This is a genomic window from Sphingomonas ginsengisoli An et al. 2013, from assembly GCF_009363895.1.
In the GTDB taxonomy this organism is placed as follows: Bacteria; Pseudomonadota; Alphaproteobacteria; order Sphingomonadales; family Sphingomonadaceae; genus Sphingomicrobium; species Sphingomicrobium ginsengisoli.
Genome location: NZ_CP045434.1, coordinates 772,763 through 787,977, shown reverse-complemented (window position 1 = coordinate 787,977; position 15,215 = coordinate 772,763). Strand labels below are relative to the sequence as shown.

Genomic DNA, 15,215 nt, shown 5'->3' with positions numbered 1-15,215 from the left:
AACCCGCGAAACTGGACCAGCCCTTTGACCTCGATCATCATCCTCGCCCTTGTGGCCCTCTTCATCGGCCTGCGGCTCTACAGCGTGCTGGGCGAACGGACGGGGCATGAGCAGCAGCTGACCCTCAAGCCTGCCGAGCAGCAGGACGCCGCCGCGACGGCGCGTCCGGCGCCGGCCCCGCTGGCGCCCGCCAATGCGAGCGAGCCGACTGGGGATGCCTATCTGCCGACCGCCGGGCCGGGTGTCCGCGCGATCCTCGCGGCTGACCATTCGTTCGATGTCGCGCGCTTCCTCGAAGGCGCGCAGTCGGCTTATCGGATGATCCTCGAGGCTTTCTGGCGCGGCCAGCTCGAGCCGGTGCGCCAGTTCGTCGATGCCGAAGTCTATGCGACCTTCGCCCATGCCGTCGCCGAGCGCGAGAGCGCGGGCCATCGGCTCGACAACCGGCTGGTGGCGATCGAGCAGTCGGTGATCGCGTCCGCGGCGCTCGACAAGACAGTGGCGACCGTGGCGGTGCGGTTCGAAGCCGACATCGCTGCTGTCACCCGCGACAGCGCGGGCGAGGTGATCGCCGGATCGCTGTCGGATGCGGTGCAGACCCGCGATAAGTGGACCTTCCGCCGCGACCTCGCGAACCGCGATCCGAGCTGGATCCTGGTCGAGACCGACGACGAAGAGTGATCTTCCGTCCCCGACTGCTGGTCGCCCTCGGCGCCGCGCTGCTGAGCGCGGCCTGCGCCACCCGGCCGCCGCTTCCGCCCGTCACCAGCCCGCCGGTCGTGACTCCGGCCCCGCCGCCGGTGGTCGTTCCGCCCAAGCCGGCGCGGGCCGCCGCCGCGACCGTGAGCCTGGCCGACCCGCGCCCGCTCGATCCGGCGCAGACCGAGCGAGCGCTGGCAGCGTTCCGGCTCAGCTGCCCGAAGCTCGTCCGCCGCGTCGACACCTCGGGGCTGACCGCAGGCACGGACTGGCAGCCGCTCTGCGCTGAGGCCGCGCTGGTCGCGCCGGGCGGGGCCAAGGCGTTCTTCGAGGGACGGTTCGAATGGGCGCGGATCGGCGCCGATCCCGCCTTCGCCACCGGCTATTACGAGCCCGAGATCCTCGGCAGCCGAGTGCCGGGTCCCGGCTTTGCGGTGCCGATCTATCGCACTCCGACCGACCTCGTCCGCTGCACCCGTGTGGACGGGCAGACCGGGCGGGGGCGGATCGATCCGCTGACCGGGCAGTGCGTGCTCTATTTCACCCGCGCCGAGGTCGAGGACGGGGCGCTGGCGGGCAAGGGGCTCGAGCTCGCTTATGCCGCTGACCCGATCGAATTGTTCTTTGTCGAGATTCAGGGCTCGGGGCGGTTGCGGCTGCCCGACGGCTCGGTGATGCGGATCGGCTATGACGGCCAGAACGGGCGTGATTATGTGGCGATCGGACGCTTGCTGCGCGAGCGCGGGCTGCTTCCGCCCGGCGGCGCCAACACCGACGCGATCAAGGCGTGGATGCGCAGCCAGCCCGATGGCGGCAAGGCGCTGATGCGCGAGAATACGAGCTACATCTTCTTCAAGGAGCTGACCGGGCCGGGGCCGCTCGGGGCGCTGGGCGTGCCGGTGACCCCGCGGTCGACGGTGGCGGCGGACCCGTTGTTCATCCCGCTCGGCGCGCCGGTCTGGCTCGGCCTCGACCGGCCCGAACCCGGCGGGCTGTGGATCGCGCAGGATACCGGCGGGGCGATCAAGGGCGCCAACCGGGTCGACACCTTCTGGGGCGCCGGCGACGAGGCGCACGCGCTCGCCGGGGGCATGGCCGCCAAGGGCGAGGCGCTGTTGCTGTTGCCGCGCGGAACGGTGGCAAGAGTGCAGGCGGCGCAGGCCGCCGCGGCTGCGGGGGCGGTCGTCAGTGCGCCAGCTCGACCCTGAGGAAGCCGAACTCTGGTCGCGAGTGACCGCGACGATCCGGCCGCTGAGCCGCGAGCCGTTGCCGCCGACCAAACCTGCGGCGGCGACACCTCCGACGCCATTGCCACCCGTCGCTGCCCTGCCGCGCGTAAAGGGTCGTGTTCCACCCGCCCGGCCGACTTCGCCGGTTAGCCGCGGACGGCCGACCGTCCACGGCAACCTCGACGGCCATTGGGAACGGCGCTTGAAGGGCGGGACGGTCGCGGTCGACCGCACGCTCGACCTCCATGGCTATTCGCTCGACGCGGCGTGGGAGGCGATCGACCGGGTGATCGAGCAGGCGATCGCGGCCGGCGACCGGGTGGTCTTGCTGGTGACGGGGCATCATCGGCCGGGCGAGCCGCCGATCCAGCGTGGCAAGATTCGCGCCGCGGTCCACGACTGGCTGGCGGTGTCGCGCCATGCCGAACGAATCTCCGCGGTCAGGAGCGCGCATAGACGCCACGGCGGGGGCGGGAGCCTCTACCTCATCCTTCGCCGCTGAGTCGCCGGGCTCTCACGGTTTCTTAACGCTGCCCGTTTACGCCGCATGGTTCGATGGGCATGCAAGACGGCACCAAGCAAAAACTGAGCAACGTGGTTCTGTCCGCGGGGGCAGGGCTGGCGTCGTTCCTGTTTACGCTGTGCGCCTTCATGTTCCTCGGCCAGGTCAACGAGCAGATCGTCGCCAGCCTGGTCGCCGGCATGTTCTGCCTGCTGGTCAGCTATATCGCCTCCGAACGTCCCAACAGCGAGAGTGCGCGCGCGCTGGCGTCGCTGCGCGACCGATTGCTCGCGGTGGAGGAGGGCGACCTCACCAGCCCGGCGCCGGCGGTGGTCGGGCAGGTCCATCCCAAGCTCGCCTCGGCGGTCGACCGCCTGTTCGCCGAAGTCCGCGCGTCGATCGAGAATGCGCATGCGCTGGGCATGTACGATCCGGTCACCTCGCTGCCGAATCGCCTCAATTTCCGCGCCGAGGCCGAGCGGGTGATGCGCGAGCTGCCCGCGACCGGCACCGCCGCGCTGCTGTTCGTCGACCTCGACCGCTTCAAGATGGTCAACGACAGCCTCGGCCACGCCCGCGGCGATCAGCTGCTGGTGATGGTCGCCAACCGGCTTCGAGTGGTGGTGAACGGCGAATCGAAGACGGGCGCGTCGCGCGCGCTGGTCGCCCGGTTGGCCGGGGACGAATTCACTCTCCTTTTCCCCGACGTCGCCAGTCCCGAGGAGGCCGAACGGCTGGCGCGGCGAGTGGTGCTGGCCATCGGCGAACCGTTCGAGATGCACGGCCACAGCGTCGACATCGGCGCGTCGGTCGGGGTCGCGATGTCGCCCGAGCATGGAGTCGGGATCGAGGCGCTGATGCGTTCGGCCGACATTGCGATGTACCGGGCCAAGCATTTGGGCGGTAATCAGCACTGCTTGTTCAGCGACGAACTAGCGAACGAATACAGCAGCAAGATCGAGACTGAGAAGGCGCTGACCGAAGCGGTTCAGCGCGGTGAGTTCCTCCTCGCGCTGCAGCCGCAATTGAGCCTGATGACCGGCGAGATCACCGGCGCCGAGGCGCTGCTGCGGTGGAATCACCCGCGCGACGGGATGCGCGCGCCCGGCACCTTCATCGACATTGCCGAGCAGACCGGGATCATCGGCGAGATCGGCGACTGGGTGGTCGCCGAAGTGGCGGCGCTGGTCGCCTCGTGGAACGAGAGCGGGGCGCGCAAGAAGCGGCTGGCGTTCAACGTCAGCCCGCGCCAGCTCGACCGGACGGACTTTATCACCCGGCTGCGGCAGACCTTTGCCAATGCCGGCGTGCCGCTGTCGCAAATCGAACTCGAGTTCACCGAGAGCGCCGCGATGGATTGCTCGGACGCGGTGATGAAGGAAATCGCCGCGCTGCGGGCCGATGGCGCAACCATCGCGCTCGACGATTTCGGCACCGGCTATTCGAACATCGCGCGGCTTCGCAATTTGCCGATCGACCGGGTCAAGCTCGACCCGTCGTTGATCGACGAGATCACCACCAGTGAAAAGGCGCGGGTGATCGTCCAGGCGGTGATCCACCTGGTCAAGGGCGTCGGCTGCGAGGTCGTCGCCGAGGCGGTCGAAACGGTCGAGCAGGCCGACATCCTGCGCGCGATGGGCTGCCAGACGGTGCAGGGCTTCGTCTTCGCCCAGCCGATGTTCGAGACCGAATTCGTCGCCTGGGCGCGCGGCGGCGAGCGGGGCCTGCGCGGCGCGGCTTAGCCGACCACGCGCGCGACGATCCGCGCGTAGATGCGGGCCAAGGCCCGGATGTCCTCGACCCCGGCGCTTTCGTCGAGCTTGTGCATGGTCGCATTGGGCAGGCCGAAATCGACCACCGGACAGAGCTGGATGAGGAAACGGCCGTCCGACGTGCCGCCGCTGGTCGAAAGGGTAGGCGTGAGCCCGGTCTCCGCCTCGATTGCGCCGACCACCAATTCGTAGAGTTCGCCCGGCGGGGTGAGAAATGCCTCGCCCGAGATGCGCGCCCTGACCGTCGCCTCGTGAGCGATCTCCTGTGCGATGACGGTGACCTGTTCAACCAGCGCCTGACCGCGCTGGAGGCTATTGAAGCGGATGTTGAGCTGGGCGGTGGCCTCGCCGGGGATGACGTTGCTTGCCTGCGTCGGGGTCGCGAGGCCGGTAAATTCGAGGTTCGAGGGCGGGAACTGGTCGGTGCCGTCGTCGAGGTGGAGCGCGTCGAGCGCGGCGACGATCCGCGCCAGACGCCCGACCGGATTGTCGGCCTTGTGCGGGTAGGCGACATGGCCCTGCGTGCCGGGCACGGTCAGCCACATGTTGGCCGAGCCGCGGCGACCGATCTTGACGGTGTCGCCGAGGCGCTGCTCGCTGGTCGGCTCGCCGATCAGGATCATGTCGGGACGGATACCGCGCTCGTTCAGCCAGTCGATGATCCGCGGGGTGCCGTAGGTGGCGTAGCCTTCCTCGTCGCCGGTGATCAGGAGAGAGAGGGTACCGCGCTGCTGCTCGACCGCGGCGACCGCGGCGACGAAAGCAGCGATCGCGCTCTTCATGTCGTTGGCGCCGCGGCCGATCAGGCGGCTGTCCTCGATCCTTGCGACGAAGGGATCGCCGCTCCAGCCGTCACCGGCGGGGACGACGTCGAGGTGACCGGCGAAGCCAAAGTGCGGGCCAGGTCCGCATTCGCGGATGGCGACCATATTCTCGGTCGGGCCGTCGGGCGCTTCGCCGAGCGTGAAGCGGTGGACGGTGAAGCCCAGCGGCGCGAGCATCGCTTCGAGCGCGTCGAACACTGGGCCGCTGGCGGGCGTCACCGAGGGGATGGAAATCAGCTTGGCGGCGAGGTCGACCGGGTCGATAGTGAGCATGGACGCGAGCGCTAGCACGGAGCCAAGGATGCCGAAACTCGACCTGGAGGCGATCGAGCAGGTCAACCGCACGGGCTACCCGCCACCGCACGACGCGGCGGTGGCCGGGCGGTGGTATCGGCGGCTCGCGCCACCGAGTGGGCTGACAGATTTTGCGGTCAGCCACGTCGTGCTCAAGCCGGGCGCCTGGTCGAGCCAACGGCACTGGCATGACGAGGAGGACGAGTTCCTCGTCATGCTCGAGGGCGAGGCGGTGCTGGTTGAGGACGATGGCACGACCATCATGCGGCCCGGAGATTGCGCGTCTTGGCCGAAGGGCACGGGGGTGGGGCACCATCTGCGCAACGACAGCGACCAGAATTGCGCTTTCGTGGTGATCGGCGGCGGTGGCGGCGGTGGCGGCGGCTACAGCGACATCGACATGCTGTTCACGCCGGATGGACGCTATACCCGCAAGGACGGCACTGCGTTCGAGACTGCGCCGCGGCGCCTCGCCTGACGGTCAGTCCTTCGCGGCCGGCTCGAACTGCTCGATGATCCACGGCTCGTCCTGCGCCTGCTCGATCCAGCTGACGACGTGCGGATGCTCGAGCACCGCTTCCATGTAGCGCGCGGCGAAGGGCGGGACGGGCACCGAGTAGGTAACGAACCGCGTCACCACCGGCGCGTACATCATGTCCACCGCGCTCCAGCGCCCGAACAGGAAGTCGCCCGTGCCGCCGTGGCGGGCGCGTGCTTGTGCCCAGAGGGTGAGGATGCGGTTGATCTCGGTCCGGACGGAGTCGGCGAGTGGCTGGGCGCCGACAATCCGGCGGACGTTCATCGGCAATTCGCGGCGCAGGTTGGCGAAGCCCGAGTGCATTTCGGCGGCCATCGAGCGCGCCATGCCGCGTGCGCCGGCGTCGTCCGGCCAGAATAGGTCGCGGCTTGAGAGGTCGGCGCAATATTCGATGATCGCCAGGCTGTCCCACACAACGGTGTCGCCGTCCCACAGCACCGGCACCTTGCCGAGCGAGGGCGCGAATTCGTCGCCTTCGCGGCGTTGCTCCCAGCTCTGGTCGTAGAGGGGGACGACCAGTTCCTCGAACTCGAGGCCCGACGCCTTGAGCGCCAGCCAGCCGCGCATCGACCAGCTCGAGTAGGCACGGTTGCCGATGATCAGCTTGAGCATGTCAGATCAGCGCCGCGGCGAGGATAGCCGTACGCAGATCGTCGACCCCGCGGCCCGTCTCGCTGCTGGTGGCGATGAGGCCGGGGTGGGCGGCGGGGCGCTTACGCGCGGCCTCGGCGGTGGCGGCGAAGGTCGCCTCGAGGTCGGTCGCCTTGATCTTGTCGATCTTGGTCAGGACGAGCTGGTAGCTGACCGCCGCCGCGTCGAGCATGTCCATGATGTCGTTGTCGACCGGCTTCACCCCGTGGCGGCTGTCGATCAGGACGAAGGTGCGCTTGAGCACCTGCCGCCCGCGCAAATAGTCGTTGATCAGGAAGCGCCAGCGCTTGACCATGTCCTTGGGTGCTTCGGCGAAGCCATAGCCGGGCATGTCGCACAGGCGTAGCCGCAAGGGCTGGCCGACGTCGAAGAAGTTCAGCTCCTGCGTCCGCCCCGGCGTGTTCGAGGTGCGCGCCAGCGCCTTGCGGTTGCACACCGCGTTGATCAGCGAGGACTTGCCGACGTTGGAGCGACCGGCGAGCGCGATTTCGGGCACCGTGGGATCGGGCAGGAACTCGAGCCCCGGGGCCGACTTCAGGAACTCGATCGGGCCCGAGAAAAGCTTGCGCGCATCCTCGGCGAGGGCGGTATCCTCGTCCATCAACCGCCCGCCGCCGCTTTGGCCGCCAGCCGCTCGGTGTCATACTTGCGGTAGAGATACTTCTGCTGCGCGATGCCGAGGATGTTGGAGACGATCCAGTAGAGCTGGAGGCCCACCGCGAAGGGCGCCATCACGAAGGTCATGACGATCGGCATGAAGCCGAACACCTGCTTCTGGACCGGGTCCATCGGCGCCGGGTTGAGGCGGAACTGGAGCCACATGGTAAGCCCGAGGACGATCGGGAAAATGCCGAGATGGAGCGGCCCGGGTGGGTCGAACGGCAGCAGGCCGAACAGGTTGACCGGGGTCAGCGGATCGGGCGCGGAAAGGTCCTTGATCCAGCCGATGAAGGGCTGGTGCCGCATCTCCACGCTGACGGTCAGCACCTTGTAGAGCGCGTAGAACACCGGGATCTGGAGGAACATCGGCAGGCAGCCGGCGGCGGGATTGATCTTCTCGCGCTTGTAGAGGTCCATCATCTCCTGTTGGAGACGGGGCTTATCGTCCTTGTGACGCTCCTGCAGCTCCTTCAGCTTGGGCTGGATCGAGCGCATGCTCGCCATCGAGCGGAACTGCTTGTCGAAGATCGGGTACATGATCGCGCGGACGATCAGCACCAGCGCGATGATCGCGAGGCCGAAGTTGCCGAGCTGGTGGAACAGCCACAGCAGCAGGTTGAAGATCGGCCGCATGAACCATTCGAACCAGCCCCAGTCGATCGACTTGGAGAGCTTGGTGAAGCCGGCATTCTCGTAGCGGTCGAGCCAGGCCTTTTCCTTGGCGCCGGCGAACAGGCGCGTCTCGTTGCTCATCACCTGGCCCGGCGCGAGCGTCGTCGGATTGAGCGCGTAATCGGCCTGATAGGCGCCGGTCGGAGCCTTGCGCAGGCTGGCGTTCAAGGGGCTGTCGCCGATCGGGGCGAGCGCGGTCAGCCAATATTTATCGGTGAAGCCGAGCCAGCCGCCATTCGAGCTGTACGATTCGCCCGCCGCGCCGGCTTCGTCGAGCGTCTTGTAGTTGACCGAATAATTGGCCGCGCCGTTGAGGAAGGACATCGGCCCGACATGGTGGGTCCAGGCGTCGGGATCAGCCGACTTGTCGGCGCGGCTGATGAGGCCATAGGGGCGCAGCGCGACCGGCGCGCCGCCGCCGTTGGCGACCTTCTGCGCGACGGTGAACAGATAACCGTCGTCGACCGCGACCACGAGTTCGAAGCGCTGGCCGGTCGGGTTGCTCCAGCTCAGCGTCACCGGCTTGCCGGGCGTGACGGCGGGGGCGCTGGCCTGCCAGACGGTGTTGCCGTCGGGGAGCTGGATGCCTTGGCCGAGCCAGCCGAAGCTGGCGAAATAGGCGCCCGGCGCGCCGGCCGGCGAGAGCAGGCGGGTCGCGCTCGAATCGCGGGTCTGCGTGCCGGCGTGGCGGACCAGCCGGAGATCGTCAAAGCGCGCGCCCTTCAGGCTGATCGAGCCCTCGAGGCTGGGGGTGGCGATGCGGACGCGCGGGGTCGCGGCGAGCGCCTGCGCCGCACTCATCGCCGGAGCAGCGGTGGCGGCGGGCGCGGCGCCGGTGGGCGCGGCCGGCGTGCCCGGTGCGGAAGCGGTTTTGGGCGCGGTCTGGGTCGCGGCCGGCTTGGGCTGCGGGAAGAAGCGCTCGCTGAGCGTCGTCCAGCCGATCAGCACCAGGGCCGACAGCACGACGGCGAGGATCATGTTCTTGGAATCGTTCACGGGTGTAGTGATCCTCTCGTCAGGGCACGGGGTCGTGGCCCTGCCCTCCCCAGGGGTGACAGCGCAGGATGCGCCTCAGCGCCAGCCAGCTGCCCTTGGCGGCGCCATAGCGCGTCCAGGCGGTGATGGCATAGGCCGAACAGCTCGGTTGATAGCGGCACGACGGCGGCAGGATCGCCGAGGGACCCTTCTGCCAGCCGCGGGCAATCAAGATCAGCGCCCGGGCGATCACCGCGCGACTTTCGCCAGTGCCCGGCCGAATTCCTCGCGGAGCTGGGCGAACGGCCGTTCGATCCCGCTGGGACGGCCGATCAGCACATGGTCGGCGCCGACGATGCCCGCTTGCGGCAGGATTTCGCGGGCGAGCGCGCGCAGCCGGCGTTTCATCCGGTTGCGGACGACCGAATTGCCGACCTTCTTGCTGACGGTGTAGCCGACCCGCTTGGTGGCCGAGCCATCGGCGCGGTCGCGGACCAGGAGGACGAAGCCGGGCATGGGCGCGCGACGGCCGGAGTTGGCCGCGAGGAAATCGGCGCGCTTGGCTAAGGTGACTAGGCGCTCAGCTTCTTGCGGCCGCGCGCCCGGCGCGCCGCGAGGACCTTGCGCCCGCCGACCGTCGCCGACCGCGACCGGAACCCGTGACGCCGCTTGCGAACCAGGTTGCTCGGTTGAAAGGTGCGCTTCATCGCTCATTGCCCTAGACTTGCAGATATTCTGCGTACTGAAATGAAAAGGGCCGCCGGTAAGGGCAGCCGCTTGGGTTGCCGGGCCGTTACGGCAAGCGGGGGCCCAAGTCAACGCTGCGGCTCGCCGCCGGCCGGGGTCGCGGGGGTGAGTTCGCCCGGCGTCGGATCGACCGGGGCGAGGTCGAAACCCGCCGAGGGGAGCGGGTCGTCGGTCCGTTCGACCTCATGCGGCGGTGGCAGCTCGGCACGCTCGGCGGCCTTGCGGCGCGCTTCGCGCCGCAAGTGCGAGCCGCGGCGGAGGCCCCAGTCGGCCCAGTGGCCGGCGCGCGGCTGCCAGCGCTTGAACTGGACGTAACGCCGCTTGGCCCATTCGCTGTTGCGCAGGGTGAGCGCGAGGCCGGCGGCGAAGACGAAGATCCCGCCCGGCCCGGGCAGGACCGCGACGAACGGGGTCAGGGCCATCAGCAGAAGGCCGAACACGAATAGGGCCATCCGCGCCGGGCGGCTGGCGAAGAAGTCGCGCATGGCGTCGCGGCGGATCATCGAGGGTGATGTAGGCGGGTAAGACAGCCGCGCAAGGTCCTTCATCGCAGACGGGGTTGAGCAAGCCGTTGCGGGCGCGTAACCTCGCCTGGCCGAGCTAGGGGGATTGTGCGTTCTTGCAAGTCTGGCCGTCAGGGCCGCCGCTGATGGTCGCGGTGGTGTCCACGGTCGCTTATCTCGGGCTCGAGGCGCGCGCCGTTGAGGTCCAGGTCCAGCTGTCGACCAATGTGCCGGCGTTCATCATCGTCGGCCTGCCCGACAAGGCGGTCGCCGAAAGTCGTGAGCGGGTTCGCGCGGCGTTGTCGGCGATCGGGCTGGCGCTGCCGCCCAAGCGGATCACGGTCAATCTGTCGCCCGCGGACCTGCCCAAGGAGGGCAGTCATTTCGATCTGCCGATCGCGCTCGGGCTGCTGGCGGCGCTGGGCGCGGCCGATGCCGAGAGCTTGTCGCATTATGTCGCGGTCGGCGAGCTCGGCCTCGACGGGCGAATCGCGCCCAGCCCAGGAGTGCTCCTCGCCGCGCTTCATGCCAGCGCGGAGGGGAGGGGGCTGATTTGCCCGGCCGCGCAGGGGCCCGAGGCAGCCTGGGCCGGACAGGTCGAAGTGGTTTCGGCCCCTGACTTGCTAGCGCTGCTGGCGCATCTCAAGGGCACCAGCCTGATCGCGCCGCCGCAGCCGGGGCTCGCCGAAATCGTCGGCGGCGGGCCCGATCTCAAGCAGGTCAAAGGGCAGGAAACCGCCAAGCGCGCACTCGAGATCGCGGCGGCGGGCGGTCACAACCTGCTGATGAGTGGGCCGCCGGGTGCGGGCAAGTCGCTGCTGGCCGCTTGCCTGCCGGGCATCCTGCCACCGCTGACGCCGGCCGAGGCGCTCGAAGTGTCGATGGTCCAGTCGGTCGCGGGCGAGCTCGACGGCGGCAAGATGACGCGCAGCCGGCCGTTCCGCGCCCCGCACCATAGCGCCTCAATGCCGGCGCTGGTCGGCGGCGGGCTCAAGGTGCGACCGGGCGAAATCAGCCTGGCGCACCTCGGCGTGCTCTTCCTCGACGAACTGCCCGAGTTCCAGCGCACCGTGCTCGACAGCCTGCGCCAGCCGCTCGAGACCGGCAGCGTCAGCGTGGCGCGGGCCAATACCCACGTCACCTTTCCAGCGCGGGTGCAGCTGGTGGCGGCGATGAACCCCTGCCGCTGCGGTCATCTTGGCGAGCCGGGGCTGGCCTGCGCCCGCGCGCCGCGCTGCGCCGCCGACTATCAGACGCGGGTGTCGGGGCCGTTGCTCGATCGCATCGACCTCCATGTCGACGTCCAGGCGGTCAGCGCCGCCGACCTGACGTTGCCGCCGCCATGCGAGGGCAGCGCCGAGGTCGCGGTGCGGATTGCGCGGGCGCGGGCTTTGCAAACCGAGCGCTTCAACGGCAGCGGACCGCGCACCAACGCCGAGGCCGACGGCGAACTGCTCGACGCGGTGGCCACGCCCGACGAGCCCGGCCGCAAGCTGCTCGCCGACGCGGCGGCGGCGATGCGGCTGTCGGCGCGCGGCTATCATCGCGTGCTGCGGGTGGCGCGGACGGTCGCGGACCTTGCCGGCTGCGCGACGGTTGGGCGGATCCACGTCGCCGAAGCGCTGAGCTATCGGCGGCGCCCGCCGGTCAACTAAGCGGGCGACTTGTCCCCGCCGCCGGCTGCGGCTAGCAGGGCGCCGGGCCCCCGTGGCGGAATGGTAGACGCGATCGACTCAAAATCGATTGCCGAGAGGCGTGTCCGTTCGAGTCGGACCGGGGGCACCATCCTTCATCAGCGAAGACCAGTCCGGCTTTGCGGATGCTATTGAACTATTTACTTTGTGCAGGTTAATCTGCGTCCCGCCGATTGTTACGGAGGGGGCGGCACATGCAGTATTTCGCGTCGGTCAAACATACGCTTGGCCGTTATGCCGACTTTTCCGGGCGGGCCTCGCGCGCCGAGTTCTGGACCTTCTTCGGCTTCGTCCTGCTGGCAGGTGCCGTCGCGCGGCTGATAGACGCGATCTTCTTTCGCTGGAGCCCGTTCGGCGGACCGTGCTCCGGTCTCACGTCGCTGCTGCTGTTCCTGCCGCAAGTGGCGGTCGCCGTTCGGCGACTGCACGATGTCGGACGTAGCGGGCGCGACCTGGTGGCGCCGATCGTCATGCTCTTCGTCTCGCCGCTGGTGCTGGTCTTCGGGCGTGGGTTCCTGCCGCAGATCGTCGCATTGGGGCTGGCAGGAATGACGCTGCTGCTGTTCGCCAATCTGCTCCGCTACCTGACGCGTCGTGGCGGGACCGTCCCCAACCGCTATGGGGCAAGCCCGAGCGCGTTCAGCTTCGCCGGCTGACTTGCCGCACCGCGGGCGCGGTGACATGTTTCGCCGATGGCTCGTGAATACCGCACCTTCGCCGAATTCTGGCCGCACTATCTGCGTGAGCACAGCAGTTCGCGGACGCGCGCGCTGCATTATGTCGGGACCTCGCTGGTCATCCTGATCGCGCTGGCCCTGCTGTGGACTGGCGACTGGCGGTGGTGGGTGGCGCTGCCGCTGGCCGGCTATGGCTTCGCCTGGGCGGCGCATTTCCTGGTCGAGAAGAACCGGCCGGCGACCTTCACTTATCCCATGTGGTCGCTGTTTAGCGATTTCCGCATGTTCTTCCTCGCGCTCACCGGCCGGCTCGGCCCGCACCTCGCGGCGGCGGGAGTCAGGCGCGGCTGACCCAGCTACCGCGTGGCTGGCACCCAGGCATAGCCGGACCCACGCGGGACCACCCGGCCGAACCCTGAGTAGGGAAAATGCGGTGCGAAGATCAGCTGGCGGCTGGCGGCGAGCTGCCGCAACTCGCGGATGCGGGTCTGCCTCCCGGCGGTCTTGTCGTTGTCGAATTGGATATTCCAATCGGGCCGGGCGAGCGAGACGACCGAGCTGTGGGAGATGTCGCCGACGTCGAGCAGGCTGACGCCCCGCGACACGATCCGATAACCCGAATGGCCGGGCGTGTGTCCTGGCAGCGCGACCGCGGTGATCCCCGGGATGACCGCGGCACCCGGTGCGAAGGTCTTCAACTGACCCTGCACCGCCGCGGCAATCGGCTTGGTCTGCGCCTGCGATTGCATGAAGGCCCATTCGGGCGCGCTCATGCGAATCGTGGCGTTGGGGAAAGCGGGCTTGCCGTCGGCGCCGACCAATCCGCCGACATGGTCACCGTGGCTGTGGGTGATGAGGACATCGGTCACCTGCGCTGGTTTCACGCCGGCCGCTGCGAGGCTGCCGGCGAGGACGCCCCCCTTCTTGGCGCCATTGCCGGTGTCGATCAGCACGATGTGGCCGGGCAGGCCGCGGACGAGCAGTCCGTCGACGCTGAGCGGGATGCTGCCAGTGGGCAGGCCGCGCGACTTGAGCAGGCTGGCGATCGCGGCCGGGCCGCCCGGCGCCTGGAATACCGAACCGTCATTGGGTGCCTGGAAGGCGGCGTCGCGGAGGCCGCTCAACCGCAACGCGCCGAGGCGCAGATCGCTCGCGGCGGGCGCAACTGGCGGTCCTTTCTGCGCGGCGACAACGGTTCCGGTGGCGAGGGCGGCGACGGCAACAACGGCGAAGAGCGTGGGGCGCATGCGATCTGGTCCTGTGCAGGGGCGGCTCTGGCCAAGACGCACGATGACCGCGGTTGTTGCGTGCGTTCCTGCAAGTGGCCGGCAGCGCTAGGCGGCGCTGGCGGGTTCGGTTAACGACGAGGGCATGGAAGTCCCCGAGCCCGTCGTCGAGCCGACCCCGCCACCGCCGCCGCAACCGATGGTGCCGCCCAATCCCGACGCGGTCGAGCTGGTCGAGGGGCTGACGATCAAGCGCGACCGGTTGCTCGCCTCGCTAACGTTGGTCGCCAGCATTGGGCTGATCGTCGCGCTGCCCTTCGCGTTGCGCGAGGGCGCCGAATTCTTCCTGCCGACGACGGCGGCGCTGGTGATCGCGATCGCGCTGGTGCCGCTGCTCGAATGGTTCGAGCGGCGCGGGCTGCCGTCGGCGCTATCCGCGTTGCTGTGCGTGCTGATGTTCCTGGCGGCGGCGGCCTTCGCCGTCCTCTCGATCGTCATCCCGGCGATCGACTGGGTGGCGATGGTGCCCGAGCGGATCGGACGCGTGCGCGACGCGCTGGCGCCGCTGCTCAACCTCTACAAGAGCCTCAACCACTTCATCGACCGGATCTTCAAGCAGCTTCCGACCGCGACCCCGGCGAACAGCGGCCGTGTGGTCAGGCTGGAGACGCCCAATTCGATGCTCGACCTGTTCACCCAGTCGGCACCGCACGCGCTCATCCAGCTCTTCTTCGCGCTGCTGGTGATCTATTTCTTCCTTTCGTCATGGACGGGCATGCGCAAGCAGACGATTACCGGCCGCTCGAGCTTCGAAGGCGCGCTGACGACCGCGCGGGTGATCCAGCAGACGGTCGACGCGACCTCCACCTACATCGGCACGATCACCGCCATCAACGTGACGCTGGGGACGCTGACCGCCCTCATCCTGTGGTGGATCGGGATGGATTCGCCGCTGATGTGGGGCGGCATCGTCGCGGTGCTCAACTACATCCCCTATCTGGGGCCGATCGCCGCCGCGGTGCTGTTGGGCATCGGCGGGCTGATGACACTGCCCGACCCGTGGACGGCGATTTTGCCGCCGGCGATCTTCATCGGGATGCACTTGGTCGAGGCCAATGCGATCACCCCGCTGATCGTCGGCAAGCGGGTCAAGATCAATCCGCTGCTGATCCTCATCTCGCTGTCCTTCTGGGCGTGGGTGTGGGGGACGACGGGGGCGTTGCTGGCAATCCCGCTGCTGATCATCCTCAAGACCATCTTCGCGGCGGCGGGCACGCCCGACATCGCCGGCTTCCTGTTCGAGCAGGGGACGCTGACCCATGCCGGGGAGGAAGACGAGGACGAGGACGAGTGAACCAAGTTTTCTCGTCGTCCGGCGGTTGACGTGTCGGGGAGCCTCCCCTAGTTGGCCGCCCACACCACGCGGGTGTAGCTCAGTTGGTTAGAGCGCCGGCCTGTCACGCCGGAGGTCGCGGGTTCGAGCCCCGTCACTCGCGCCATTTCCCTTTCATCGCTGGAAATGCGCGCCGCCGGTCCACCGCGGGACCGCGCG

18 protein-coding genes and 2 tRNA genes are annotated in these 15,215 nt (G+C 68.7%); 11 read left to right on the top strand and 9 right to left on the bottom strand.

Annotated features, from left to right (window positions below; translation table 11 throughout):
* The first annotated feature begins 24 nt into the window (after positions 1 to 24).
* From GCU42_RS03780 to GCU42_RS03765, 4 genes are read left to right on the top strand one after another with little or no spacing between them, the layout of a single operon-like run.
* Positions 25 to 681, top strand: a complete 657-nt coding sequence (locus GCU42_RS03780; RefSeq protein WP_114228965.1) for a Tim44/TimA family putative adaptor protein — start codon at positions 25 to 27, stop codon at positions 679 to 681.
* Positions 681 to 1,907, top strand: a complete 1,227-nt coding sequence (gene mltA, locus GCU42_RS03775; RefSeq protein WP_425505005.1) for a murein transglycosylase A — start codon at positions 681 to 683, stop codon at positions 1,905 to 1,907. The genes GCU42_RS03780 and mltA overlap by 1 nt, the downstream gene beginning before the upstream one ends.
* The gene (locus GCU42_RS03770) at positions 1,888 to 2,430 is read left to right on the top strand and encodes a Smr/MutS family protein (protein WP_114228967.1); all 543 of its coding nucleotides are present in this window, start codon (positions 1,888 to 1,890) and stop codon (positions 2,428 to 2,430) included. Before mltA ends, GCU42_RS03770 begins: the two co-directional genes overlap by 20 nt.
* A gap of 53 nt (positions 2,431 to 2,483) precedes the next feature.
* The gene (locus GCU42_RS03765) at positions 2,484 to 4,172 is read left to right on the top strand and encodes a putative bifunctional diguanylate cyclase/phosphodiesterase (protein WP_114228968.1); all 1,689 of its coding nucleotides are present in this window, start codon (positions 2,484 to 2,486) and stop codon (positions 4,170 to 4,172) included.
* Here GCU42_RS03765 and dapE read toward each other — a convergent pair.
* Positions 4,169 to 5,299 carry a succinyl-diaminopimelate desuccinylase gene (dapE, locus tag GCU42_RS03760; protein WP_114228969.1) on the bottom strand — a complete coding sequence of 377 codons (1,131 nt, stop codon included), beginning with the start codon at positions 5,297 to 5,299 and terminating at the stop codon, positions 4,169 to 4,171. The genes GCU42_RS03765 and dapE overlap by 4 nt on opposite strands.
* Positions 5,300 to 5,327: 28 nt before the next feature.
* On the opposite strand from dapE, the gene GCU42_RS03755 reads away from it, so the two are divergent.
* Positions 5,328 to 5,798 carry a cupin domain-containing protein gene (locus GCU42_RS03755; protein WP_114228970.1) on the top strand — a complete coding sequence of 157 codons (471 nt, stop codon included), beginning with the start codon at positions 5,328 to 5,330 and terminating at the stop codon, positions 5,796 to 5,798.
* Between the two features lie 3 nt (positions 5,799 to 5,801).
* Here GCU42_RS03755 and GCU42_RS03750 read toward each other — a convergent pair whose 3' ends face one another.
* The 7 genes from GCU42_RS03750 to GCU42_RS15325 all read right to left on the bottom strand — a co-directional run bounded on the left by GCU42_RS03750 (position 5,802) and on the right by GCU42_RS15325 (position 10,066).
* Positions 5,802 to 6,470 carry a glutathione S-transferase family protein gene (locus tag GCU42_RS03750; RefSeq protein WP_114228971.1) on the bottom strand — a complete coding sequence of 223 codons (669 nt, stop codon included), beginning with the start codon at positions 6,468 to 6,470 and terminating at the stop codon, positions 5,802 to 5,804.
* Between the two features lies 1 nt (position 6,471).
* A complete protein-coding gene (gene yihA, locus GCU42_RS03745; RefSeq protein WP_114228972.1) occupies positions 6,472 to 7,110 on the bottom strand; it encodes a ribosome biogenesis GTP-binding protein YihA/YsxC in 639 nt (212 codons plus the stop codon).
* Positions 7,110 to 8,837: a membrane protein insertase YidC gene (yidC, locus tag GCU42_RS03740; RefSeq protein ID WP_114228973.1), complete on the bottom strand. Its 1,728-nt coding sequence runs from the start codon at positions 8,835 to 8,837 to the stop codon at positions 7,110 to 7,112. Before yidC ends, yihA begins: the two co-directional genes overlap by 1 nt.
* Positions 8,838 to 8,856: 19 nt before the next feature.
* A complete protein-coding gene (gene yidD, locus GCU42_RS03735) occupies positions 8,857 to 9,069 on the bottom strand; it encodes a membrane protein insertion efficiency factor YidD (RefSeq protein WP_114228974.1) in 213 nt (70 codons plus the stop codon).
* On the bottom strand, positions 9,066 to 9,332 hold the full coding sequence (rnpA, locus tag GCU42_RS03730; protein ID WP_240309569.1) for a ribonuclease P protein component: 267 nt from the start codon (positions 9,330 to 9,332) through the stop codon (positions 9,066 to 9,068). Before rnpA ends, yidD begins: the two co-directional genes overlap by 4 nt.
* A 56-nt stretch (positions 9,333 to 9,388) precedes the next feature.
* Complete coding sequence (gene rpmH / locus GCU42_RS03725) at positions 9,389 to 9,523, bottom strand: 50S ribosomal protein L34 (protein ID WP_029942004.1); 135 nt, start codon at positions 9,521 to 9,523, stop codon at positions 9,389 to 9,391.
* Positions 9,524 to 9,631: 108 nt separating this feature from the next.
* Positions 9,632 to 10,066, bottom strand: a complete 435-nt coding sequence (locus GCU42_RS15325; RefSeq protein ID WP_240309570.1) for a hypothetical protein — start codon at positions 10,064 to 10,066, stop codon at positions 9,632 to 9,634.
* A 146-nt stretch (positions 10,067 to 10,212) separates the two neighbouring features.
* Here GCU42_RS15325 and GCU42_RS03715 point away from each other — a divergent pair, with 146 nt between their 5' ends.
* From GCU42_RS03715 to GCU42_RS03700, 4 genes are all read left to right on the top strand, one after another.
* Complete coding sequence (locus tag GCU42_RS03715) at positions 10,213 to 11,721, top strand: YifB family Mg chelatase-like AAA ATPase (protein ID WP_114228975.1); 1,509 nt, start codon at positions 10,213 to 10,215, stop codon at positions 11,719 to 11,721.
* A 46-nt stretch (positions 11,722 to 11,767) separates the two neighbouring features.
* A tRNA-Leu gene (locus GCU42_RS03710) sits at positions 11,768 to 11,851 on the top strand.
* 103 nt (positions 11,852 to 11,954) lie between these two features.
* Complete coding sequence (locus GCU42_RS03705) at positions 11,955 to 12,416, top strand: DUF805 domain-containing protein (protein ID WP_114228976.1); 462 nt, start codon at positions 11,955 to 11,957, stop codon at positions 12,414 to 12,416.
* A gap of 36 nt (positions 12,417 to 12,452) precedes the next feature.
* Positions 12,453 to 12,788 (top strand): Mpo1-like protein, encoded by a 336-nt coding sequence (locus tag GCU42_RS03700; protein WP_114228977.1) that lies wholly within the window; start codon positions 12,453 to 12,455, stop codon positions 12,786 to 12,788.
* A gap of 5 nt (positions 12,789 to 12,793) precedes the next feature.
* On the opposite strand, the gene GCU42_RS03695 is transcribed toward GCU42_RS03700, so the two are convergent.
* On the bottom strand, positions 12,794 to 13,684 hold the full coding sequence (locus GCU42_RS03695; RefSeq protein WP_114228978.1) for an MBL fold metallo-hydrolase: 891 nt from the start codon (positions 13,682 to 13,684) through the stop codon (positions 12,794 to 12,796).
* A gap of 124 nt (positions 13,685 to 13,808) precedes the next feature.
* Between GCU42_RS03695 and GCU42_RS03690 the strand changes: the two genes are divergently transcribed.
* Together GCU42_RS03690 and GCU42_RS03685 are read left to right on the top strand one after the other, a co-directional pair.
* Positions 13,809 to 15,017 (top strand): AI-2E family transporter, encoded by a 1,209-nt coding sequence (locus GCU42_RS03690; RefSeq protein WP_168713095.1) that lies wholly within the window; start codon positions 13,809 to 13,811, stop codon positions 15,015 to 15,017.
* 68 nt (positions 15,018 to 15,085) lie between these two features.
* A tRNA-Asp gene (locus GCU42_RS03685) sits at positions 15,086 to 15,162 on the top strand.
* The last annotated feature ends 53 nt before the right edge of the window (positions 15,163 to 15,215 follow it).